The following is a 21,352-nucleotide window of genomic DNA, read 5'->3' as shown; positions in this document are numbered from 1 at the left end:
CCAATGTGGTGTTTTGAATCAGGTGCACGGGGAAGCAACGGACTACTTCCCGAATATCTCACTCGCGAATTTCGGCTTCTCCCGAATGTCGAAATCAAAGTACTTGGCACTGATCTTGTCGTAACTTCCGTCCGCGATAATCTCTGTAAGCGCCTTGTTGACGCGTGTGCGCAGTTCGTCATCATCTTTGCGGAAAGCCATTCCGGCACCCACAGTACCGTCCAGAAGGAATTCGTCACCGACAAATTCGCAGCAATCGGCCCCTTTCTTAATCCAGTCGCTCAGCGCAAATTTGGATTCAAGCAACAGGTCGATACGGCCGTTTTCAATGTCCAAGAAAGCCTCTTCCAAAGTCGGATAGAGCTTCACCTCATTATCAGGAAAAAAACGCTGCAACGCATCAACTGCAACGGAGCCGGTTTGCGTACCAATAACTTTACCCTTCGCACCTTCCGGTGTGACGTCCTTCAGGCCAAGTTCCTTCAAAGCAACGAACCGCATGGTGTTGTAGTAATAGGGATTAGAGAAGCTGACCTGCTGCATACGTGATTCAGTAATCGCCATCGATGAGGCCATAACGTCAAACTTCTTTGACTGAAGCGCTGGAATAATCCCGCTCCATTCGTTGGCGCTCCATACGCAATTGGCTTTTAGTTTTTCACAAATCGCATTGCCAACATCAATGTCAAAGCCTTTCAACTGCCCGCTTGGATCCAGATAATTAAAGGGTGCATAAGCCCCCTCCGCTCCCATCCGTATTTCCTCAGCACCAGCTGAAAGGGTACCGCACACTGCAAATAGAGCGGCTATAGTCCCCATTTTTAGAAGCTTCCGCAACTGTCGTCCTCCTTTGGAACCCCTGTTTTCTCCTTCAGCATCGGCGTGCGTTGCCACTCAAATCAGGCGAGGTCGAGCAGCGAAGGAATTCTTGTTGATTGACGATTAGGCTTGTGCCGAATGTCAATCAATGCAAAAGAACTATTTAGCGCCATTAGAAAAATTCATAGGGCAATGACTTCAAGAGCGAGACGAAGAAAGCTACCAAGTTTGAGAGCTCTACGGGCTTTCGAAGCAGTTTCGCATTGTCAGAGCTTTACCGCCGCTGCAGAAGAGCTTGCAGTAAGCCAAGGCGCTGTAAGCCATCAAATAAAGCTTTTGGAACAAACTTTGGGTTGTCAGTTGCTTGTTCGGGGACCTAAAGGCGTGACTGTAACGCCAGAAGGCGCCTTGCTGCTCGAAGTTTGCGCCCGTGCATTCGACGAAATCGGCGCTGTTACGACGTTGATCGGGCAGGACAAGAACATCCAAATCCTTCGGGTACGTGCTGGCCCCTTCTTTTCAATGGAAGTCATAGCCAGCAGGATTGCTGGCTTCCTGAAGCAAAATCCAGGCATCCAGCTCCATCTAAACAATCTCGATATAGATTCCATCGCTCACGATAGAGAAGATGCTCAGATCAAATACTGCCTACATCCGCCGGCTGGTATGTACAACATTGAAATTCTTAAAGAAAGGCTCGTACCTGTCTGCAGCCCTTCGTTACTGGATAGTAGGAAGAACCCACATGACCTACTCTTGGACCCTGAGATTCCTCGGCTGCACTATAGAGACGTAAGCGACTGGAAAAAGTGGTTAGCTCACAACGGGTATGATGACCTACCCGCGAATTCGAACCTGTTTTTTGACGATCAACATACATTATTGGCGGCTGCTCGCTCCGGGCAAGGCATAGGTTTTTCTCATCGGCCACTCGTGGAAAGCGACGTGCAGCGTGGAAGCCTTTGCATTGTCTCCGAGCGGTATTTTGAGCCTAAGGAATCCTACAAATTTATATGTAGCCACGATGACATCGTCTCTAATACGGCCCTACAACTCTTTCGTGACTGGCTCATTAAGGAAGTTTCGACCATTGGCTAGGCGCGAAATAGCTGATTTTTCGTTGCACTCATCGACGTTCTTCATAAAAAGCGACACCGATCTCGCTGCGCGATATTCGAAGCTGGGCTCGCGTGATGAAATGAAGATACGTTTCGCTATTCTTATTGAGAAATGGCGCTGGATTGCTAATATCTGATCAATTCCCATCACAGGCCAATATTGGGAAATAAGACGGGCCAGTCCAAAGTGAACAATACGAAGCCAGAATAACTAGCCGTAAGGAGCAACAAAGAACTTACGGCTTTGCTATGAGCCGTAAGTTCAGCGTCGTGGTCGGATTGCTCCCACCGTTATGAACGCCGTTTCCAGGCGTCATTTGATACCAGCGCGCATGAAGCTCTGCACGAACTGACGCTGGAACAAGAGAAATCCGACGAGCAAAGGTGCCGACGTCATCAATGCGGCGGCTGAAATGATACTCCACTGTACGCCTTGATCCGGCGAGGAAAAAACCTGCAGCCCAACCGTTAGCGGGCGGGTAGAAACTGAGTTGGTAATAACCAGCGGCCAGAGGAGATTATTCCAATGATAACTAACTGAAACCAAGCCGTAGGCGACATAGATTGGCTTGGCCAATGGCACATAGACTTTGAGAAGGGTGGTGAGTGCACCCGCGCCTTCGACACGCGCCGCATCATCAAGTTCTTTGGGAACAGTGAGGAAGGTCTGACGCAGCAAAAAGATGCCGAATGCGGACGCCATGTAGGGAAGCCCCATGGCCACGACTGTGTCCACTAGTCCTAACTTAGCGATGGTCCGGTAATTCTCGACAAGCAGCACTTCAGGCATGATCATCAGTTGTACCAATACCAGCATGAAGACAATTGTTTTGCCGCGAAAATTGTAACGAGCAAAAGCATAGGCCGCAAGCGTGCATATAATGAACTGGCTGATCAGGATTGTTGTAATCAGCATAAATGTATTCAGGAAGTAGCGTCCGAAGGGAGCGGCATTCCAAGCCTGCGTGAAATTATCGAACGTCAATGGGGCAAGAAGATCAAAACGTGCTTCGTATTGCGCGGGGTGAAATGCCATCCAAACAGCATAAAGTAACGGCATAATCCAGAGCAAGCCCAACAGATAGCAGCCCAAGGTTTCAAGTGCCCGCCAGAAAGAAACCTCGCGCGGTTGATGAGGTAATGTCATTGCACTCATTTGTAATGCACCTTGCGATCAAGAACTCCGAACTGGACGAATGCGATAACAGCCAGCGCCAGCAGCAGCACAACAGTTAACGCGGATGCGTAGGCAGTATCCCAGAAACGGAATGCAACATTATAGACGTAGTAGAGCAACAAAGTGCTGGCATTGTCAGGCCCGCCACGGGTCATGACAATGACATGGTCGATCAGACGGAACGCGTTGATCACCGCATTGATGAGCACAAACAAGGTGGTTGGCATCAGCAACGGGAAGGTGACGCGGCGGAAGAAATACCAGCGACCCGTGCCTTCAAGCGCCGCTGCTTCGGACAGGCTCGGGCTGATCTGCTGCAATGCAGCCAGATAAAATATCATAAAGAACCCAGCCTCTTTCCAGATGGCGAGCAACATAAGACTACCAAGCACGGTGTCAGGATTTCCCAGCCAGTTTGTTTCGTGGAAGCCGAACAAGCCCAGGAACTGATCGATCAAACCATAGCCCGGTGTGTAAAAGAACAGCCAGATATTAGCGACCGCAATCATCGGCAGCACGGTTGGCATGAAGAATGACATCCGCATCAACGATCGACCGCGTATCGACGAATTCACGATGATCGCCATCAGCATTGCGAGCGCAATGGATGCCGGCACGGTACCAAGCGCGTATATTGCATTGTTCTTAAGAGCTGCCCAGAAAACTGGATCGTTGATCATAGTCGTATAATGATCAACCCCGACAAAGCGCGGGGGGCGCTTACCGCGCGGCGTTTGGTAAAAGCTGTTGATGAATGTCATCACCGCAGGAATATGCGTAAACACTGCCAGCAAAACAGTAGCCGGTAGCAGCAGAAGCCATGGGGTTATCGGGTTTTTCGCCTGATTCACGCGATTTCTCCAGTCTTCTTGCGTCTATGGAAACAGGCTCTGTCAGCACACAACGCATTGTCATTCTTGATTAAATAGAAGCTTCGCAAGCGATTGGCATACGAAGCTCTCATTCCGACAGAGTTACTGGTAGGGCTTGAGGATCCGCTCGGCCTCGGCCTGCGCATCATCGAGCGCTTGCGAGACGCTCTTATTACCCGTTAGCGAAGCCTCGATCGCATCGTCAATGACGCGAGCGACCCGCTGATTTTCATAAGTCGAAAGTTCTGGGACCATGTAAGGAATCTGGTCGTGGGGGACCTTTGCGCTGGGGAACTCTTCTACATATTTCCTCATGGCGTCTGTTTCCCATGCATCATCACGGGCCGCTATATAACCTGTCTTGATGCTCCACTCCGCAGCCTGGTCAGCGGACGACAGCCATTTCACAAACTGGAACGCGGCTTGCTGCTTTGCTTTATCATCTACATTGAAAATGTACGCATTGCCGCCACTGGTTGGTGCACCAAAGGATTTGTTCTTTGGCAGTACCTGCACACCGAACGGAAATGGCGCATTGTTTTTCACATTGGTAAGATTGCCACTGGTGGTGGTGATCATAGCAGCGCGGCCTTCGAAGAAATCCTTCGGGTTGGTCGCCCATTCGATCACGCCTGTCTTCATCACCTTATGTTTTTGAGCGAGATCTACCCAATATTGCATGGCCTCGACAACTTCTGGCGCATTGAAGTAGACCGTCTTCCCATCCGGCTCCGCAAGCTTACCGCCATTTTGGGCGACATATCCTTGTAATAGCCAATACGACGTCAACGATGACGGTACCTGCATTCCCCATCGCGCCGTGCTTCCATCAGCGGAACGTTTTGTGAGCTTCGTTGCGAAATCAACAACTTCTTTCCAGTCCTGTGGACCTTTTTCCGGATCTAGCCCAACTTCCTTAAAAGCTTCCTTGTTCCAGAAAAACACGGTCGTTCCGCGCTGGAAAGGCACGCCCCATGTTTTGTCGTCACTCTTGCTGTTGACCATAAAAACTGGCGTGAACCCCGTGAGCCAAGCCTTGTCATCCTCAGTGGTCGCAAGATCATCATACGGAACGATGGCATCTTCATCAATTAAAGTGAACATGTCCGTAGAGAGCATAACTGCAACTTCAGGGGCCTGACCGGATTTGAATGCCGTCAGAGATTTGCTCAATGTCTCCGGATAAGTACCGGAGTAAATTGGCTTCACCTTGATGTCAGGGTGCTGTCCTTCAAACCGGGTGATCAAATCCTCCACGATTTTCGTCACCGGACCACCGATGGCGACCGGATAATAAAAACTGATCTCGACAGGTTCAGCCTGAGCGCTCCCCCACCCACCAGCAACCGACAGCATCGCACATGTAGCGAAGACCGTTAGCGATCGTTTTACCCGCAAATTCATAATTCTCTCCTCCCAAGGGATGATCGTTCCCCGATCATTTTCTGATTAAATGGCTAATGCTGTCCGCTCGACACGATGGCCTTCGGATTCATCAAACACATGCACTGCGGACGGCGCCCATGTCAGAGCGACGCTGTCGCCCCGATTTAAGCGACGGATACCTTCAATACGCACCTGTAAAGACTGATCCCCCACCCGGCACTCGAGAATGCTGTCTGCTCCATGATACTCGATCGCTTCAATAGAAGCTTTCACGCCCCCATTCTCCGCCACACGAATTTCTTCTGGGCGCAATCCAACTACAACGCCCTTCGCCGGCTCACTCAAAATCGCAGGCCCTTTTGGATCCCCGCTGATTGCAGCCTTACCGTCATAATCTGCAACGCGGATGATGTTCATTGGTGGCGTCCCGATAAAGCGGGCAACAAACGTGGTCGCAGGCTGTAAATAGAGCTCCGAAGGCTTAGCCTTCTGCTCGATCTTGCCGCCTTTCATCAGAATGACTTGATCAGCAAGGCTCATCGCCTCAATCTGATCATGGGTTACGTAGACCATCGTCATGCCGAGTTGCTGCTGCAAGTTTCGAATTTCTTTGCGCATATCGTGACGCAGCTGTGCATCAAGATTGGAAAGGGGTTCATCCATCAGACAAACAGAGGCTTCGGCGACAATCGCGCGGCCCAACGCAACACGCTGTTGCTGTCCACCTGAAAGCTGCGACGGCCGTCGGTGAAGAAGATGTGATAAACCCAGTATATCCGCAGCGCGCTTCAGTCGCTGGTCACGCTCGCCAGCAGATACTCTACGGACCCGAAGACCAAAAATAATGTTCTCTGCAACGGTGAGATGCGGAAACAATGCATAGGACTGAAATACCATAGCCAGACCACGCTTTGCCGGCGCAGCGTTGGTGACGTCTTTACCGCCGATGATAATTTGGCCTGATGTTACCGTGTCCAGCCCTGCGATCAGTCGCAACGAGGTGGACTTTCCGCAACCCGACGGCCCCAGCAAGACAGTTAGCGTGCCGGGCTCCACGGTGAAGTTGGCATCATTAACCGCATGGAATGTCGCCCACTTCTTGTTGAGATTAACGATCTCAATTCCCGACATTCGAGTTCCTCCCGATGCAATGCATAAACCTGCCTTTGATACCGGATCGATATAGGCAGCTCTCGACTGGCGACACTTTGGCACAAACCTAAGAAACCAATCTCCTCCAGCAAAAAAATTATTGAACTTTTTAGTCTCCGTCAATACTTTTGTACGAATTTTGTTTTATAAGGCCAAGAGTCATTCATTCAGGAAGCGAACATGTCCAAATTCAGCATATTACAGATTTCAGACACGCATCTATCACCGCGGACCGAGCATTTCCGTGAAAACAACCGTTTGCTTGCAGAGCCGCTTGCAGAATCAGACCATGACTTCATCATCCATACTGGTGACGTCACTTTGGACGGCATTCGGTACGTCGAGGACTATGCGCTATGCAGGGATTTCTTCAAAGAATCCGGCAAAACCATCCATTTTCTCGCAGGCAATCACGACGTCGGCGACAATCCAAAGCTTTCAAAACCCGAGAGTGAAAATGGCAGCGCAATCAATCAGGCGCGCTATGCGCGGTTTGCAGATTTTTTCGGTGCCGACCGCTGGACGATCGATCAAGGCAATTGGCGGATCATTGGCATAAGTTCAATGCTGATCGGCTCCGGCCTGCCACAGGAAACAGAACAGTATGCATGGCTCGATGAGCAGATCGCAACATCGGGTGACCGTTACCTCGCCGTATTCTCGCATCAGCCGATCTATATCGACAACACAGACATCGCTGAACTTACTTATTGGACTGTCGATCCTAAGGGCTGGGGTCGGCTCGCAGACCTAATAAATCATCCGAAGCTGCGCCTGATCGCGAGCGGCCATCTGCATCAGCAGCGTTCATCAAAGCGCGGCAATGTTCATCTTGAATGGTGCTCATCCATTGCGTTTACAACAACAGACGAACTTGTCCCAGAAATGGGCGGGACACGCGAAGTCGGCTATATGGAACATCATTTTTTTGATGATGGGCGCGTTGAAAGTAAGGTGCTGAAGCACGAAGGCTTTGCCAACGACCACCTCGAAGAGATGATTAGGGAGGTATATCCGCTTATTGGTGGATAAGCGCGCAAATCCAGAAGGTTAAATGTAAAAAAGAAATGCCCTCTAGTCTCTGCTAGGGGGCATTTTTCTAGGTTCGATATCAGCGGGGCTTGTGCGCAGTTACTGACTCCGGCACTTTCGAGTGACCAAACCAATTCGGATTGGTTACGCTGGCCTTGCCGGCATCAATCAGCGCATTTTCATCCAGACCGTTCGATGTGTAATCACGATCGGCCAGTGGCTGTATCCTGACCGAGTTTTCCGTTTCCTCAAACAGATTTACATATTTCAGGTTTTTGTCGCGGCCAATTTCAGCCATTGCCAATGGAGCCGGCAGCTTACGAGGCAGATTTACGTTCAGCCAGTGACCATCATGCGACCATTCGTTTCTGGTTTCCCAAAAATTACGGATATGGCTGGCAAGCCATGCCAATGCATCCGCATCGAACGCCTCGCAATCGCGTGGTGCCGAGAAGGCAACCGAGGCTATTCCGTTCAGTGCGCCCTCACGTGCCACCGCCATTGTTCCTGAGTATGATACATCTTCGGCGACATTCCGGCCCGCATTGATACCTGACAATATAAGGTCTGGCATTTGCTGGTCACGGAACACCCAGTGAATAGCGGCAATCACGCAATCTACCGGGGTGCCCGTACAGGAGTAACGCCTGCTTGCAAGCTTGTTGACCGAAAACCCATGCGTCAGCGACACGCAGTGTGCGTTTGCGCTACGATTTCCATCCGGCGCAATGATCCAAACATCATCACTTAACAGACGGGCGGCACTCTCAAGTATCGCAATACCGGAAGCATCGATGCCATCGTCGTTTGAAATCAGTATTCGCATTTTCCACCTCTTGAAAACGCATCTCCTACGGAGAGGCCGACAATTTATGCCGAGACATATGATTTATGTGTACATTCTTTGCAAGAACAATATTTTTGTTCATTTCTAGTTTCAAACAATTCTTGACGTGAAGGTAATTATTGCATCATTATTGCCTATAGATGAGTGGATAAGCCTTCCGGAATGGAAGACGAAAAAGGTAGGATAATGGCCCGCAGCACTAAGGCGAAAACTAAGTTTCAGGCAGATCAGGACGAGCTGAAACTTCGGGCCGCGTGGCTCTATTATATTGAAGGGCTAACGCAAGAGCAGGTCGCACAGCACCTTGATATCAGCAGGATCAAGGCTTTCAGGCTCTTGGCCGCTACCCGTGATGAGGGCATTGTCCAGATTTCTCTGAACTCTCACGCCGAACCACTCATCCGCCTCCAACGTGCACTGGAGAAGCACCTTGGGCTTTTTGAAGCCATCGTGGTGCCATCGTCCGATCAGGCTGAGGCAAGCATCTCTGCCGTGATCGGTCATGCCACTGGGCGTTATCTTTCTGACCGCCTGCAGGACGGATTGACAATTGGCGTCGGCTGGGGCGCGACGCTGCAAGCTTGCATGAGTCATCTAAAATGGCGTGAAATAAGCGACCTGACAGTTATTTCGCTACTTGGTGGGCTGACACATTCCATGGCGGACAACCCCTCTGCAGTTGCTTGGCGCTTGGCTGAGTTTTATAAGACCGAGCTCTTTCAGATTACTGCGCCAGTTTTTGTTCCCAAGGTAACGCTGGCCAATGAGCTGTGGGAGATCGAAGATTTGAAAGCACTCAAAGGTAAGGTCTCAGATATTGACCTCGCAGTTTTGAGCGTTGCTGACGTCAGCAAACAGGCATCGATCTTCCGACGCGGCTTGTTGACGTCGCAAGATGCTGACAGCTTGCAGCATGCAGGCGCTGTCGGCGATGTTTTGTGCCAATTTGTCAATGAGGATGGCGATATCGTTGACCATCCTATCAACAAACGCGCCATGGCGATCAACCCAACGCAACTACGCAAAGTGCCAAAAGTAATCATCTCGGCTGGCGGCGTTCGTAAGGCCCAGATCATTCGGGCCAGCATCTTAACGACGAAGGCCAAGGTGCTCATCACTGACGAGGCCACAGCACAAGAACTACTAGCGCTGAAGGGGCTTACCTAATCGATAAGTCTTCTGTTGTAGCCGGTAAGAATTTCAACGAACACTGTCGGCATTTGTAGCTGCCCTACGATGCGTAGCACGGTCTCCTTTGCTCAACCCATCAATTGTTGAGCAAAGTTTCAAACATCAGCTTCCCAATTGCCGGGAAAGCCTCGGGGAACTCTTCGCATATTTCCTTGCCTTGCGTCATCAAACAAACAATTACAGGTGCGCTTCCAGGAATTGCGACACGGATCAGATCATGTTTGTAATAGGAGGCGTTCGGATCACCGGTCCAGGTGTTCTTCCCAGCTTTGCTCCATATCTGTGCCTCTGCAGGGATTCCGCCGCCAAGAAACTCCTCAACCTGAAAATGTGGCTGTTTTGCTTCAGCACTGCTGCGGTCGCGCAGCAGAATCTGCTGAGCCCTTTTTTCGGAAGATGCGGAGAGCGGAGCTTCGCTTGAAAAAAGCGCGCTGAACAGTCGTGCCGCCGCGAGCGGCGTCAGCGCGTTCAGGTTTTCTCCGCCACGTCCTGCGTATTGTGCCTCACGCCCATAACGCACATCGTCCATCAATTTCTGTGAGATATTGCACGCTTCAAATTCGGGCCAATCCAGTTGTGAGAAAAAGTGGTTAAGTTGCTCGCGCTTTCCACGCCACTCGTCAAATTGACCGCCTTCAAGCAACGTATCGCCGGTCGTACCGGTAATAATATCGATAACATAATTGGTTGCAGTATTGGATGACCACAAGATCATATCGCGCATGGCGCGCGACAGTTCTGCATGATCTGCGACAGTTCCGCGATCAATGGCGTTGAGCACATGGACAAGATGGAAAGCCTTCACGAGGCTGCACGGATAGCAACGCCAGTCACCACGATATGAAAAGCCATCAGGCCTTTCATTGGCTCCTTTTTGACGCAATGCGACAAACCCAAAATTCTCCGCCCGCAATCCGCGGTCAGTGAACGTGTGTGTCAGGCGGCTGGCAATGGTTTCACACCGACGGGACCAGTCAGAATTATCTTCAAAGAACACTGGATATTCTTCCTATCATAACATTCAAGATTTAGATGCGCTCAGCTTTCCAGCAGCGAACCGACCCGCCACTCGAAAGAAGATGCATAGTTTGATTTTGCTCGCATTTTTTCTCGGAAATCGGACACCGGGTCGCAAAACGACACCCCTGCTGTACAGCGAAGGGGTCAGGGATCTCACCACTGATTGGCTCACCCGTTGGCTGCGGTCGACGCACGTCCGGCACCGCAGCAATCAATGCCTTTGTATATGGATGACGGGGTGATGCAAACAAAGCGGCACTATCTTGCAATTCAACAATTTCGCCCAGATACATGACTGCAACACGGTCACACAAATAGCGCACCACATTCATGTCATGGGAAATGAAAATTATGGTCAGGCCCTTCTCTTTGTTGAGCCGTTTCATAAGATTTATGATCTGCGCCTGAACCGAGGCGTCAAGGGCCGAAACTGGCTCATCGGCAAACAGAACCTGCGGATTGGCACATAATGCCCGTGCCACAGAGACACGCTGTCTTTGGCCACCCGACAGGGCATGCGGAAACTTCAGCGCCGTCTCAACCACCAGATTGACCTCCCCAAGAACATCAAGCGCCCGCTGCCTTCGCGCTCTTGCTGGAATATCGCGGTTATAATGTGAAATCACTTCTTCGAGTTGCGCGCCGATAGTCATGCGGGGATTTAGCGAAGAATACGGATCCTGAAAAACCATTTGGATCCTGCCATCGTGGTCTGGCCCCTCAAGCCGCTTGCCATGAAACAGCACCTCACCTGCGCTGCCTGGCTGAAGTCCGACTCCTAACCGCGCCAGAGTGCTCTTGCCGCATCCCGATTCCCCGACAATGCCCAGTATTTCGCCCTGCTCGATAGCAAGATCCACACCTCGCACAGCGTGCAAACTGACTGGCGGCCGGTTCGTAATGATATCCCGGAGACTGCGTTTGACTGGAAACTTTTTTTCAATATTTCGAAAATCAAGCACTGACATTGGCAACCTCGTTCAAAACGCAAGCGTCAAGATGGCTCGGCGTTGAGTTGCCACGTAACTCCAACGCCGGCGGTTGACCGACAGAACACCGGGGTTGAGCCTGGAAACACCTGGGTGCAAACCGGCAACCATCAGGTGGATTGACGAGGCTTGGTGGGGTTCCCTGGATTGGGATGAGCTCTTGCTCACGGGCGGCCTGCCCCGGAAGTGCTGCAAGCAATGCCTTGGTATAGGGATGTGACGGATTGTCGAGGACATCGCGAACTTTGCCCGTTTCCACGATACGCCCTGCATACATCACAGCCATACGATCACATATCTGCGAGACGACACCGAGGTCGTGGGTGACCAGGATGATTGAAGCACCAAGGCTGTCACGGCGCTCTTTTAAGAGCCGCAGTATCTGGTCCTGCACCGTAACATCAAGAGCAGTTGTCGGTTCATCCGCTATGATCAAGCGCGGCCGCAGCGCCAGCGCCATGGCAATAACCACACGCTGGCGCAAGCCTCCGGAAAGCTCATGGGGATAGGCGTCAAGTCGGCGTTCGGGCGACGTTACGTGAACATCCCGCAACAACTGCAGCGCAGCCTCTCGGGCCTCCTTTTTACTGACATTTCTATGACGGCGTATAACTTCGCTGATCTGCTTACCGACGCGCATTGTAGGATTAAGAGCAGTTAGCGGATCCTGAAAAATGAAGGCAACATCGCGTCCGCGGATTTTTGACATCTCGCCTTCATTTCTGACAACCAGATCGCCAGCACCCTCAAGCAATATCTGACCACCACTGACCCGAGCTGTAGCTCCACCAAAAAGACGCAGTATCGAGCGGCAGGTGGCTGATTTTCCACAGCCGGATTCTCCCACTATTCCGAAGATTTCGCCGGGATTGACATCGAAGCTGACGCCATCGACAGCACGCACGACACCCGATGGGCTATTAAACTCGGTCATGAGATCACGGACAGAAAGAAGGCTCATGACTTACCCCTTCGGCTTCAATGTTGTGGCCAATCCTTCGCCCAGCAGCGAGAACGCAATGCCAATCCAGACGATCGCCAAACCTGGGAAAATGGTCATCCAAGGTGCCTCGCGCATATAGTCGATACTTTCGACGATCAGCAGCCCCCACTCCGGAGCGGGAGGCTGCACACCCAACCCGAAAAAGGACATTGCTGCCACGGCCTGAACCGTGAGAACAACATCTGACATAGAATAGACGATCGCCGGCGTAACAACATTCGGCATGATATGGCGCAGCATCACGCGCAATTTTCCAAACCGCAGAACCCGGGTGGCGTCGACATATTCGAGCCGCGAGACGAGAAGAGTTTCACCGCGCACAATGCGTGCGTAACCGATCCAGTTAACGATGAAAAATGCGATGTAGAGATTTGTTTCGCTGGGTCCGAGCACCCCGACTATCGCGAGAATAAGGACGTAAAACGGAAATGCCCAAACAATATCTGTGACCCGCATCAAAACTGCATCAACAATGCCACCGAAATAGCCAGCAGCCAGTCCGATCATAATCCCCATGATCATGGGTCCAAAGACACAGATGAGCGCTAGTCGCAGATCGTATACAGCCCCTGCCAGAACGCGCGTGAAAATATCGCGCCCGAAATTATCAGTACCGAACCAGTGGAGCGCAGACGGTGGTTGCATTGCCCCCGCAAAATCGAGTGCGAAGGGATCGTAGGGTGACAATATCGGCGTCACGATTGTAGCTGCCAGTGTGATGAGCAGCATAAGGATGCCAATCGCCCCAGACCAGGTACGCAGAAGTTTGCGGAGCATAGACATGATCTACTCCATTCTGACGCGCGGGTCGGCCAGCGCGTAACAGATGTCGGTAATCAGATTGACAATCACAACCATGATGGCGAAAAAGACTGTCAGCCCCCGGATCACTGGCAAATCGCGAGAAACGATAGCGTCGATCAACAGGCTTCCGAGACCTGGTACAGAAAAGATTTTCTCGACTACGACAGTACCCCCGACGATCCAGCTTACCCGAACCCCAATAATGGATATCGTAGAAATAAGGCTGTTGGGCAAAACATGCCGGAGAAAAAGTTCCGAACGCCGAAGACCTTTTGCGCGCGCGGTGTCGATATAGTCTGCTTTCATCGTATCAATCAGGGCTGCGCGCAAGCTCTGCTGTATAAGAGCAGCGGTTGAAAGGCCTACAACCAAAGAAGGCAGAAATAGCCTATTCAAATTGGTCCAGAAGCCGGTTCCGACACCGCCCGTAGCAAACCAGCCCATGCCGAGTGCCAACCAGATAATCAGCATATAGCAAAGCCAGAACGGCGGCATAGCTATGAGCACAACAAAGACCTGACGAATGACGTTGTCGATGAAGCGGCCGCGGTAAATGGCGGCAGTGATGGCAAATGGTAGAGCGATCAGAAGCGCGATAATGGTTGAGTAAGCCACAATCGCGAGTGTGAAAGGCAATCGTTCCATTACCAGCGTAATAATTGGTTGCTTGTGAAAGATCGAAACGCCGAAGCTGCCCGTCAAGCAATCACGCAGGAAATAGATATACTGCATCCATATCGGCTTATCGAGCCCCCAGAGTTCTCGCATTGCCTGCAACTCCTCGGCGCTAGCGCGCGTTCCCATTGCACGTGAAGCCGGGTCACCTGGCACGATCTGCAAAAGCAGGAAGCTGATCAGTGTAATCCCTAACAGAACCGGGATCAGCATCAGCAGACGTTTTAAGATGGAAAAGATCATGGTGTTCGCTAACGTTTGACTTTGGCGTCGATCCGCATTCGAAAGTGACTTTCGTGATGCGGATGGCACAACTCGTTAGAAGTGTCAGACCTTGCCGAATTGCCGGCGGCTAGGCTACGAAGTGCCGTTCATTTTTTGCGCGTCAGGATTATTGCTCCCTGCTGTCTTAACGCGGACAGCAGGGGCGAAACGCGAGGAATATTGATCCCTCATTTTTCCAGTTTCACATCCTCAAGACGGAAATTTGAGGTAGGCAATACTTCAAAGCCTTTTACATTGTTGCGGGCCGCCCAAGCGGTTGCAGGATGGTAGAGGAAAATATATGGCGCTCCGTCATGCAGAATACTGATCATTTCTTTAAACATTGCGCCGCGTTTTTCACCATCGACGGTCTTACGTTCTTCCGTGTAAAGTTCATTGAGCCGATCGTTCTTCCACTGGGTGTGGTAAGCGTTGGCGCGTTCCGGGTTAACGGCTACAAACCCAATGATTTGATCGGGATCAATCGTGTCGGATGTCGTGTAAGACACCGACATGTCGTAATTGCCTGCTTTGGTTGTTTCCCATTGCGTGCCGCCCTCAAGCATCTGAACTTTAAGCTTCACACCAATTTGTTGCAGCATTGCTTGAAGCGCAATGGCCGCGTTTCGGCTGGTTGCAGCGCCTGAATCAACAACAAGCTGTGCTTCAAAACCACTTGCATAACCTGCATCCGTCAAAAGCGCTTTGGCTTTGGCAAGGTCATAGGGATAAGGAGCAAGGTTCGGATCGGCATAGGCCATGACAGGCATGGCCGATGCAGCGGGTTTGCCAGCCCCATAAAGCACACCCTGTACCAGTGCGTTCTTGTCGATCGCATAGTTGAGGGCCTGACGCACACGTTCATCATCAAAAGGTTTGCGTGTCGTGTTGAGCTGTACGAAGTCGGCGCGATAAGGGATAGTCTGGCCAACACTGATACCCTCCTTATTGCCAAGCTCCTTTAATTGATTAACCGGTGGATCCAGCGCCACATCAACTTCGCCTGCCTCAAGTTTGATGGCGCGCGCTGAAGGTTCCGTGACGACGTCAAGACGTGCCTCCTCAACAAAAGGTTTGCCCTGCTGCCAGTAATGTGGATTTTTAGCCAGTTCCACTTTCGAGCCCCGTACCCAGGATTTCAGCATGAAAGGACCTGAGCCAACCGGCGTATCGAAGAAAGTTGCTCCTTTGGCTTCTACCTGTGCCTTTGGCAAAATAGCAGCCGCAAATAGCCCTAGATTGTTGAAGGCCGGTGTGAAGGGTTCGGCGAGCTTCATCGTGATTTCACGGGGGCCGACAATTTCAAAACCAGTAATCGGGCGATAAAATCGGCCCCAACCGGATTCTTTCGAGGCCGCGCGCTCAATAGAAAATTTGACGTCTTCAGCAGTTACTGGAGTGCCGTCAGAAAACTTTGCTTCTCGCAACTTAAAGTTCAGCGTCAACCCATCTGGTGAAACAGTCCAGCTTTCCGCAAGGCCTGGTTCGAGCTTCTCGCCTGTTTTATCCGGACGAACGAGCGTGTCAAAAATAAGCAGCTGGGTCCAGATCGAACCATTATCGCTGGTTGCAATCGGATCGAGTGTAATGGGATCAAAACCGATTGCGACACGCAGTGGATCAGCTTGTGCCGTGAAGGCGGAAAGCGAAAAAACAGACGCAAGGAAAAAGCCCTTTAGGCCGATCTTGAAAAGCATGAGAGTGCTCCTACACCATTTGCTTGCACTAAAGCGGCGTCCCCTTATTTTTATAGCCGCCGCTTCGTTACTGCAGAAATTAGACAACAACCACATGTAAGGATAATAATAAATCAGCTACCTCTTATTAATAGGCTGATAATGGATTTACGCGAGCTGGAACTGTTTGGAACGCTTATGCGTGTCGGGACGACGATAGAAACCGCCCGTTTACTAGGAATATCTCAGCCCAGTGTCAGCGGACAATTGAAACGCCTGGAGAGCAGACTAGGCTTCTCTCTGTTTCATCGGACCGGTAATCGGCTTGAGCCTACGCGCGAGGCAAATGAGCTTTTTGCGCTCTCCATGCCGATTTTTTCGACGCATACCCTCGTGCGCTCTGAACTATCGACATTACGCCATCGCGCGTCACGGCCAGTCGCAGTTTCGGCAACACCAGCGCTCGTCGAGAGTTTTATTGGGCCCGTTCTGTTGAAAGCTGGTTATCATAACTGGAAACAGCGCCTGCTTTTAAGGGTTCACACACCTGAGGAGGACTTACGCAAAGAGGAAGCTGACATCGGTTTACAAATGGCTTTACCACCAAAGGCCGAGTTTCATTCCTATATCGTGGGGCAGACACAGTTGGTGGCGGTTCTGCAGTCTGACCATCCGCTGACTACGTCAAAATCGCTTAGCTGCTCCATTCTCGCGAAAAATCCACTTGTTTGTTATAATGCCGATTGGTCACCCATGGGGGGCACTATTCGCAATGCTTTTGCCGCTCAAGGGTTAAATTATGACCCAGTTTGTGTCGTGCCTTTCTGTGGGACAGTATGCAGCCTAGTGCGCGCATGTGGCGGAGTTGGTATAGTGGATGCCATGACCGCGAAAGACTACGCGATGCAGGGTCTGGTTTCAGTGCCAATTTCCGATCTGCCGCCGGTCTCAATAATCGCCTTTCATCGACGAAACGAGCCATTACGAGCATCTGTCCAAGATTTCCTGACAGCACTGCGCCACCGGCCGTAATGTCCTCCAATCAGCCAGCACGACCGCACATCATCACCAATTATCAGCGTTGATGGCAATCATGAGTACGGACGCCAAGACAAGCGAATTATCGCGTATCTTCATGCTTCAAATAAACGGAAGTCCGTTGAAAAATGTATTCAGAACGTCTTTATAGGGGAGATCGTGTAATTAAGTACGAGTTTCTTATCATACCAGAATTTTCAACCACGGGTCTCGGCAAGTCGCGAAATGGTGAAAAAGAATTATCAAAGACAAGATCCAGCCCTCTTGCGTCGCCTGCTGAGGTCTAAGGACAGAATGGATGCTGCATCGCATGAGTCATGGTCCGTTCGACGATTAGCACAGGTAAGCGGTGTCTCAGAGGCTCACTTCGCCCGCGCGTTCAAGACGGCGTTTGGGGTGCCACCGCATCGCTATCTTCTTTCCCGCCGGATCGAGCGCGCGAAGGCAATGCTGCGAGATACCGAAGAGCCGGTAACCGAAATAGCGTTTCAGACTGGCTGGGCAAGCCTAGGCACATTCGGTCGCGTTTTCCACGACATCACAGGTGAAAACCCCTCCGAACACCGCAGCAGCGAAAGAGCGGGCACGCCCCCACTCAATCGTGTGCCACACTGCTTCGTCAGTGCGGCTCAACGTCCCGACCTCACAATAGCAGTTTCGGAGAAGCGGCGACAGGATAAGGCTGCTAAACGCGGTCTATGACAAACAGGAGAGCAGTCATGGACAGAGCAATTACAAATCAAGCAATAGCGGTGGCGGGCATTTATGTACGCGACCAGGAAGAGGCGCTCGATTTTTATGTCGGGAAACTAGGATTTACAATTCACACTGATGCAAAAAACGGGGACTATCGTTGGTTGACAGTCCAGCTTCCAGACCAGCCCGGCTTCCAACTCGGGTTGTTCCGGCCGCAACCGCCCACAGTAGACGGCGCAACTTCAGATCTGCTTGACGAGATCGTCGCTAAGGGTGCAATGCCGCCGCTGGTGATGGTCGTTGATGATTGCCGCGCCGCGCATGAAATTTTGGCGGCAAAAGGCGTCGAATTCACCCAGGAGCCCATTAGCCGCTTCGGCGGCGTCGACGCAAGCTTTCGCGACCCATCTGGTAATGGCTGGAAATTGTTGGAAGCGCGGTGATGACCATCGAATTCACCGTTGACGATGGTGATACTCCCCAGGTGTCAGCCCAGTTACGCGGCGAAACATCGCAATGAACGCACTGACATTACTATAACCGAGATCCAAAGCGACAGTGGTGACCCCAAGGCCATCGGCGAGCATCGTGACCGCCTTTAGCGTGCGTGCTCGCTGTCGCCAGGCGACAATACCCAAGCCGGTTTCAGCTTGAAAGCGCCGCGCCAACGTACGTGGTGAAATCCCTCCCCACCTCGCCAAATCTTCGACTGATCGCGTGTCTGCGAGATCGGCCAATATCGCGTCAGTTATCCGTCGAAGACGCGGGTCGGTTGGATTGGAGAGCCCTAAGGGCTCCTCGACTAGATCGCCAATTTCGTCAATTACAATTCTCCCTAACCGCTTCTGTTTTTCCGTCCGAGGCTTTTCATTCCAAAACGCCACTCGGTGAACAAGTTCCTTCAACAGGGTTGTGACACGCAGTGTTTGAGGTATTGAACGCAATTTTTCACAATCAGGTTCGCTGACATATACACTCCATCCTCTGAAGGGCCCATGAGAGCACACCGCATGCGAGATGTTAGGTGGGATCCAGATTGCATGTGAGGTAGGCACGACCCACCAACCGAGCGGCGTGCTGATTGACAACATGCCCGCAAGACTGCCGATGAGTTGCCCTTGCGAATGTGAGTGCAATAATGTGGTGCGCGGCTGCTCCTCCTGCCATTCTATCGCACGGATATTATCTCGCTGCGTGACGCTTGCGACATCGGCAAGAGTGAGATGAGGTTCCGACATGGCAATTCCACGGTATATTTTGGTAAAAGCAAGGTAGTTTCGACTTCCTTGATGAGCAAGAATGGATTTCATGGAACAAAAATTCAATAATTTTGAAATTCTCGCTCACAACGCCTCTGCTTGGGATCATCAGGCTCGACAAGGCAGCCCCTGGTCTCAACCGGTAAGCCAACATGTCATCGCGGCTGCAAAGCAAGGCGTCTGGCAAATATACCTCACTCCGCAGCCATTGCCTTCCGATTGGCTTGGTGACGTGAAAGGCAAGAAAGTGCTCTGCCTGGCATCCGCCGGTGGTCAGCAGGCACCGGTGCTCGCTGCAGCGGGTGCAGAAGTAACCGTTTTTGACCTGTCGGAGGAGCAGTTAAACAAGGATGCGATGGTTGCTCGCCGCGATGATCTGTCGATTGCGATCGTGCATGGCGACATGTGTGACCTCTCGTCCCTCCCCACCGGTGCTTTCGACTACATCCTTCATCCGATATCGAACCAGTATGTGCAGGATATCAAACCAGTCTGGCATCAATGCCGCCGTGTATTGCGCACGGGGGGCGCGCTGATGAGCAGTTTCTTTAATCCTGCGATTTTTATCGCCGACCGCACTCACTCCACCGATGACAATGATCTCATTCGTCTACGCTTTCCAACACCCTATTCCGACCTCACTGATTTAGGCCCGCGTGAGCTGAATGAGAAAATAAGACGGAAAGAGCCATTTATTTTCGGGCACGACTTACAGTCTCAGATCGGTGCGCAACTCGCCGCCGGCTTCATGATGACGCACTTTTTCGAGGAACGGCATCCCGATCCGAGATTTAAGATCGAGCGATACCTTCCCAGCTTCATAGCGACACGAAGTATTAGTGTCCGATGAACGACTATATTGCCATAATGGGCAACTCTTCAGACAGGCGTCGTACAGCGGAGTAAGGACGTGCTGACAAAGTTGATGTGCCCGACCACCGCCATCACGTCCCATTCGCGACAAGAACCAGGCTCAGGGACGGACGCCACGCATCTCTTATTTCGCTGGCGATAGCATTGTTAAGCTATCGGGGTCTGATTTGCAGGCGTTTCTCTTTTTCAGATTAGCGCTGTACCGGGATAATGAATCTACATACCATCTTTTTCGCCAATGAACGACCACAACCACTTGAACAATTGGCCGAAGTCATTCGCCATTCTCCCAAAATCTGCGATCATCATCGTTATTTGGTGATACGCGTATACACCTGAAAATGCGAGGATTAGCAGAACGATATAGGGCCATATAGAAGGCGACCTACGATGTGGAAGCGGCTTATCGCCTCGATCTGGTGGATTCTTTCCCAAAGAAACCTCCTACGACACTACTGGAATACTCTTCCACTCGCGATTCCACCAAAAAGCTTGCCCCACTATATCGCGGAGGATGCAGCATTCAACAACCTTTTGGACAGACCAAAACGCAACAGCGCTGATACTGTAGCGAAGAAAGCTAAATAGAATGCCCACCCCTGACTTCTACTAATTAGGAGGTACCAGCGGTGCCGATTGCAAATAGGAAACGCCGCGGACCGCCATCCCTAACATTCGCTCTCCGCTTTGAAGGATCACGAACGGATAAACTCGCTTTCCCATCGCCATACGTTCGTCTGACGATGAAACGTCTAAAACTGCTTTCTTCGCAGACCGACACGCCCTTTAAGCCACTCCGGCTTTTCCACGGTCTTCGAATATTCCATGTCCGCCAATACAAACTCAAGCGCTTCTTGCGGCAGATCGACAGCCCGTGGAACTTCGTTCGCTCTACTCACATGCATCAAAAGCTGCTCGCAGAGCGCTAATGTTTCTCCATTCGCGTTGAACAGCCGCATAAACACATGCATACGTTTGTAGTCAGCATCCAGGATAGACACTTCAACGTTCAACGCTTCGTTGATATGGCATTCTTTCAAATAACCGATACGACTGTCTAAGGTATAGAGCGTGGCATCCGTTGCCTCACGATATGCTGTATCAATGCCAATTCGCTCCATATAAGCTGTGGCGGCGTGCGAAAACACGATGCCATAGGCGTAATCCGCCATATGGCCGTTATAGTCAATCCATTCGCTTGCCACGCGGGTGCCGTAGATGAGCATTCCCATTGTCATTGCTTTCTACCTCGCTCGAACCGAGCATAGAACTCGCCCACGATGCCTCTACGGAAGAGCAGAACGCAGGCCATGAAGATGACACCAGTGACGATTGTCACGGGGAAGTCCGAGGTTGCGAGATAGTTCTGAAGAGCGACTACGAAGGCTGCGCCGACGATAGGGCCGATCAGTGTACCGATGCCGCCAAGCAGCGTCATCAGGATCACTTCGCCCGACATCT

Annotated in this window: 21 protein-coding genes and 1 pseudogene; 7 read left to right on the top strand and 15 right to left on the bottom strand. The window is 51.4% G+C overall.

Going from position 1 to position 21,352, the window contains the following annotated elements; translation table 11 throughout:
* Positions 1–42 precede the first annotated feature (42 nt).
* Positions 43–894, bottom strand: coding sequence for an ABC transporter substrate-binding protein (locus QSJ70_RS24745; protein ID WP_252349286.1), 852 nt, complete (start codon positions 892–894; stop codon positions 43–45).
* Between the two features lie 63 nt (positions 895–957).
* Here QSJ70_RS24745 and QSJ70_RS24740 point away from each other — a divergent pair, with 63 nt between their 5' ends.
* Positions 958–1,917, top strand: a complete 960-nt coding sequence (locus QSJ70_RS24740; RefSeq protein WP_252349285.1) for a LysR family transcriptional regulator — start codon at positions 958–960, stop codon at positions 1,915–1,917.
* Between the two features lie 333 nt (positions 1,918–2,250).
* Here the strand turns inward: QSJ70_RS24740 and QSJ70_RS24735 are convergent, their stop codons facing one another.
* The 4 genes from QSJ70_RS24735 to QSJ70_RS24720 all read right to left on the bottom strand — a co-directional run bounded on the left by QSJ70_RS24735 (position 2,251) and on the right by QSJ70_RS24720 (position 6,503).
* Positions 2,251–3,093, bottom strand: a complete 843-nt coding sequence (locus tag QSJ70_RS24735) for a carbohydrate ABC transporter permease (RefSeq protein WP_285540506.1) — start codon at positions 3,091–3,093, stop codon at positions 2,251–2,253.
* Positions 3,090–3,965 (bottom strand): carbohydrate ABC transporter permease, encoded by an 876-nt coding sequence (locus tag QSJ70_RS24730; protein WP_285540504.1) that lies wholly within the window; start codon positions 3,963–3,965, stop codon positions 3,090–3,092. The genes QSJ70_RS24735 and QSJ70_RS24730 overlap by 4 nt, the downstream gene beginning before the upstream one ends.
* A 123-nt stretch (positions 3,966–4,088) precedes the next feature.
* Positions 4,089–5,390: an ABC transporter substrate-binding protein gene (locus QSJ70_RS24725; protein WP_285540501.1), complete on the bottom strand. Its 1,302-nt coding sequence runs from the start codon at positions 5,388–5,390 to the stop codon at positions 4,089–4,091.
* Between the two features lie 45 nt (positions 5,391–5,435).
* A complete protein-coding gene (locus QSJ70_RS24720; protein WP_285540499.1) occupies positions 5,436–6,503 on the bottom strand; it encodes an ABC transporter ATP-binding protein in 1,068 nt (355 codons plus the stop codon).
* A gap of 201 nt (positions 6,504–6,704) precedes the next feature.
* Here QSJ70_RS24720 and QSJ70_RS24715 point away from each other — a divergent pair, with 201 nt between their 5' ends.
* Positions 6,705–7,556, top strand: a complete 852-nt coding sequence (locus tag QSJ70_RS24715) for a metallophosphoesterase family protein (RefSeq protein ID WP_215781411.1) — start codon at positions 6,705–6,707, stop codon at positions 7,554–7,556.
* A 79-nt stretch (positions 7,557–7,635) separates the two neighbouring features.
* Here QSJ70_RS24715 and QSJ70_RS24710 read toward each other — a convergent pair whose 3' ends face one another.
* Entirely contained in the window at positions 7,636–8,382 is a 747-nt protein-coding gene (locus QSJ70_RS24710) for a 5'/3'-nucleotidase SurE (RefSeq protein WP_285540496.1), read from the bottom strand.
* Between the two features lie 207 nt (positions 8,383–8,589).
* Here QSJ70_RS24710 and QSJ70_RS24705 point away from each other — a divergent pair, with 207 nt between their 5' ends.
* On the top strand, positions 8,590–9,570 hold the full coding sequence (locus QSJ70_RS24705) for a sugar-binding transcriptional regulator (protein ID WP_285540494.1): 981 nt from the start codon (positions 8,590–8,592) through the stop codon (positions 9,568–9,570).
* A gap of 100 nt (positions 9,571–9,670) precedes the next feature.
* On the opposite strand, the gene QSJ70_RS24700 is transcribed toward QSJ70_RS24705, so the two are convergent.
* The 6 genes from QSJ70_RS24700 to QSJ70_RS24675 all read right to left on the bottom strand — a co-directional run bounded on the left by QSJ70_RS24700 (position 9,671) and on the right by QSJ70_RS24675 (position 16,046).
* On the bottom strand, positions 9,671–10,591 hold the full coding sequence (locus QSJ70_RS24700) for a serine hydrolase (protein WP_285540492.1): 921 nt from the start codon (positions 10,589–10,591) through the stop codon (positions 9,671–9,673).
* A gap of 31 nt (positions 10,592–10,622) precedes the next feature.
* Complete coding sequence (locus QSJ70_RS24695) at positions 10,623–11,582, bottom strand: ABC transporter ATP-binding protein (RefSeq protein ID WP_285540490.1); 960 nt, start codon at positions 11,580–11,582, stop codon at positions 10,623–10,625.
* Positions 11,569–12,564, bottom strand: a complete 996-nt coding sequence (locus QSJ70_RS24690; RefSeq protein ID WP_285540489.1) for an ABC transporter ATP-binding protein — start codon at positions 12,562–12,564, stop codon at positions 11,569–11,571. Before QSJ70_RS24690 ends, QSJ70_RS24695 begins: the two co-directional genes overlap by 14 nt.
* 3 nt (positions 12,565–12,567) lie before the next feature.
* A complete protein-coding gene (locus QSJ70_RS24685; RefSeq protein ID WP_285540487.1) occupies positions 12,568–13,389 on the bottom strand; it encodes an ABC transporter permease in 822 nt (273 codons plus the stop codon).
* 3 nt (positions 13,390–13,392) lie between these two features.
* A complete protein-coding gene (locus QSJ70_RS24680) occupies positions 13,393–14,328 on the bottom strand; it encodes an ABC transporter permease (RefSeq protein WP_215781400.1) in 936 nt (311 codons plus the stop codon).
* Between the two features lie 209 nt (positions 14,329–14,537).
* Positions 14,538–16,046, bottom strand: coding sequence for an ABC transporter substrate-binding protein (locus tag QSJ70_RS24675; RefSeq protein ID WP_285540483.1), 1,509 nt, complete (start codon positions 16,044–16,046; stop codon positions 14,538–14,540).
* A gap of 141 nt (positions 16,047–16,187) precedes the next feature.
* On the opposite strand from QSJ70_RS24675, the gene QSJ70_RS24670 reads away from it, so the two are divergent.
* The 3 genes from QSJ70_RS24670 (at position 16,188) to QSJ70_RS24660 (ending at position 18,202) form a co-directional block, all read left to right on the top strand.
* The gene (locus QSJ70_RS24670) at positions 16,188–17,057 is read left to right on the top strand and encodes a LysR family transcriptional regulator (protein ID WP_285540481.1); all 870 of its coding nucleotides are present in this window, start codon (positions 16,188–16,190) and stop codon (positions 17,055–17,057) included.
* 300 nt (positions 17,058–17,357) lie between these two features.
* Complete coding sequence (locus QSJ70_RS24665; protein WP_252349282.1) at positions 17,358–17,765, top strand: helix-turn-helix transcriptional regulator; 408 nt, start codon at positions 17,358–17,360, stop codon at positions 17,763–17,765.
* A 17-nt stretch (positions 17,766–17,782) separates the two neighbouring features.
* Positions 17,783–18,202: a VOC family protein gene (locus QSJ70_RS24660; RefSeq protein WP_285540478.1), complete on the top strand. Its 420-nt coding sequence runs from the start codon at positions 17,783–17,785 to the stop codon at positions 18,200–18,202.
* A gap of 12 nt (positions 18,203–18,214) precedes the next feature.
* Here the strand turns inward: QSJ70_RS24660 and QSJ70_RS24655 are convergent, their stop codons facing one another.
* Positions 18,215–19,069 (bottom strand): AraC family transcriptional regulator, encoded by an 855-nt coding sequence (locus QSJ70_RS24655; protein WP_285540476.1) that lies wholly within the window; start codon positions 19,067–19,069, stop codon positions 18,215–18,217.
* Between QSJ70_RS24655 and QSJ70_RS24650 the strand changes: the two genes are divergently transcribed.
* Positions 19,059–19,868 carry a class I SAM-dependent methyltransferase gene (locus QSJ70_RS24650; RefSeq protein WP_285540474.1) on the top strand — a complete coding sequence of 270 codons (810 nt, stop codon included), beginning with the start codon at positions 19,059–19,061 and terminating at the stop codon, positions 19,866–19,868. The genes QSJ70_RS24655 and QSJ70_RS24650 overlap by 11 nt on opposite strands.
* A gap of 775 nt (positions 19,869–20,643) precedes the next feature.
* Here QSJ70_RS24650 and QSJ70_RS24645 read toward each other — a convergent pair.
* Entirely contained in the window at positions 20,644–21,123 is a 480-nt protein-coding gene (locus QSJ70_RS24645; RefSeq protein ID WP_285540472.1) for a thioesterase family protein, read from the bottom strand.
* A gap of 2 nt (positions 21,124–21,125) precedes the next feature.
* Positions 21,126–21,352, bottom strand: a pseudogene (locus QSJ70_RS24640) (branched-chain amino acid ABC transporter permease); the annotation flags it as partial.

Source organism: Brucella sp. NBRC 12950, assembly GCF_030268145.1.
In the GTDB taxonomy this organism is placed as follows: Bacteria; Pseudomonadota; Alphaproteobacteria; order Rhizobiales; family Rhizobiaceae; genus Brucella.
The sequence above is the reverse complement of the archived record's forward strand: the minus strand, read 5'-3'. Positions and strand labels throughout refer to the sequence as shown.

Coding starts and splice junctions, on each gene's coding strand:
- QSJ70_RS24655 (WP_285540476.1), bottom strand. CDS start 19,069: ATGAAATCCATTCTTGCTCATCAAGGAAGTCGAAACTACCTTGCTTTT.
- QSJ70_RS24650 (WP_285540474.1), top strand. CDS start 19,059: ATGGATTTCATGGAACAAAAATTCAATAATTTTGAAATTCTCGCTCAC.
- QSJ70_RS24740 (WP_252349285.1), top strand. CDS start 958: ATGTCAATCAATGCAAAAGAACTATTTAGCGCCATTAGAAAAATTCAT.
- QSJ70_RS24710 (WP_285540496.1), bottom strand. CDS start 8,382: ATGCGAATACTGATTTCAAACGACGATGGCATCGATGCTTCCGGTATT.
- QSJ70_RS24720 (WP_285540499.1), bottom strand. CDS start 6,503: ATGTCGGGAATTGAGATCGTTAATCTCAACAAGAAGTGGGCGACATTC.
- QSJ70_RS24645 (WP_285540472.1), bottom strand. CDS start 21,123: ATGGGAATGCTCATCTACGGCACCCGCGTGGCAAGCGAATGGATTGAC.
- QSJ70_RS24695 (WP_285540490.1), bottom strand. CDS start 11,582: ATGTCAGTGCTTGATTTTCGAAATATTGAAAAAAAGTTTCCAGTCAAA.
- QSJ70_RS24680 (WP_215781400.1), bottom strand. CDS start 14,328: ATGATCTTTTCCATCTTAAAACGTCTGCTGATGCTGATCCCGGTTCTG.
- QSJ70_RS24725 (WP_285540501.1), bottom strand. CDS start 5,390: ATGAATTTGCGGGTAAAACGATCGCTAACGGTCTTCGCTACATGTGCG.
- QSJ70_RS24690 (WP_285540489.1), bottom strand. CDS start 12,564: ATGAGCCTTCTTTCTGTCCGTGATCTCATGACCGAGTTTAATAGCCCA.
- QSJ70_RS24670 (WP_285540481.1), top strand. CDS start 16,188: ATGGATTTACGCGAGCTGGAACTGTTTGGAACGCTTATGCGTGTCGGG.
- QSJ70_RS24675 (WP_285540483.1), bottom strand. CDS start 16,046: ATGCTTTTCAAGATCGGCCTAAAGGGCTTTTTCCTTGCGTCTGTTTTT.
- QSJ70_RS24715 (WP_215781411.1), top strand. CDS start 6,705: ATGTCCAAATTCAGCATATTACAGATTTCAGACACGCATCTATCACCG.
- QSJ70_RS24735 (WP_285540506.1), bottom strand. CDS start 3,093: ATGAGTGCAATGACATTACCTCATCAACCGCGCGAGGTTTCTTTCTGG.
- QSJ70_RS24705 (WP_285540494.1), top strand. CDS start 8,590: ATGGCCCGCAGCACTAAGGCGAAAACTAAGTTTCAGGCAGATCAGGAC.
- QSJ70_RS24665 (WP_252349282.1), top strand. CDS start 17,358: ATGGATGCTGCATCGCATGAGTCATGGTCCGTTCGACGATTAGCACAG.
- QSJ70_RS24685 (WP_285540487.1), bottom strand. CDS start 13,389: ATGTCTATGCTCCGCAAACTTCTGCGTACCTGGTCTGGGGCGATTGGC.
- QSJ70_RS24660 (WP_285540478.1), top strand. CDS start 17,783: ATGGACAGAGCAATTACAAATCAAGCAATAGCGGTGGCGGGCATTTAT.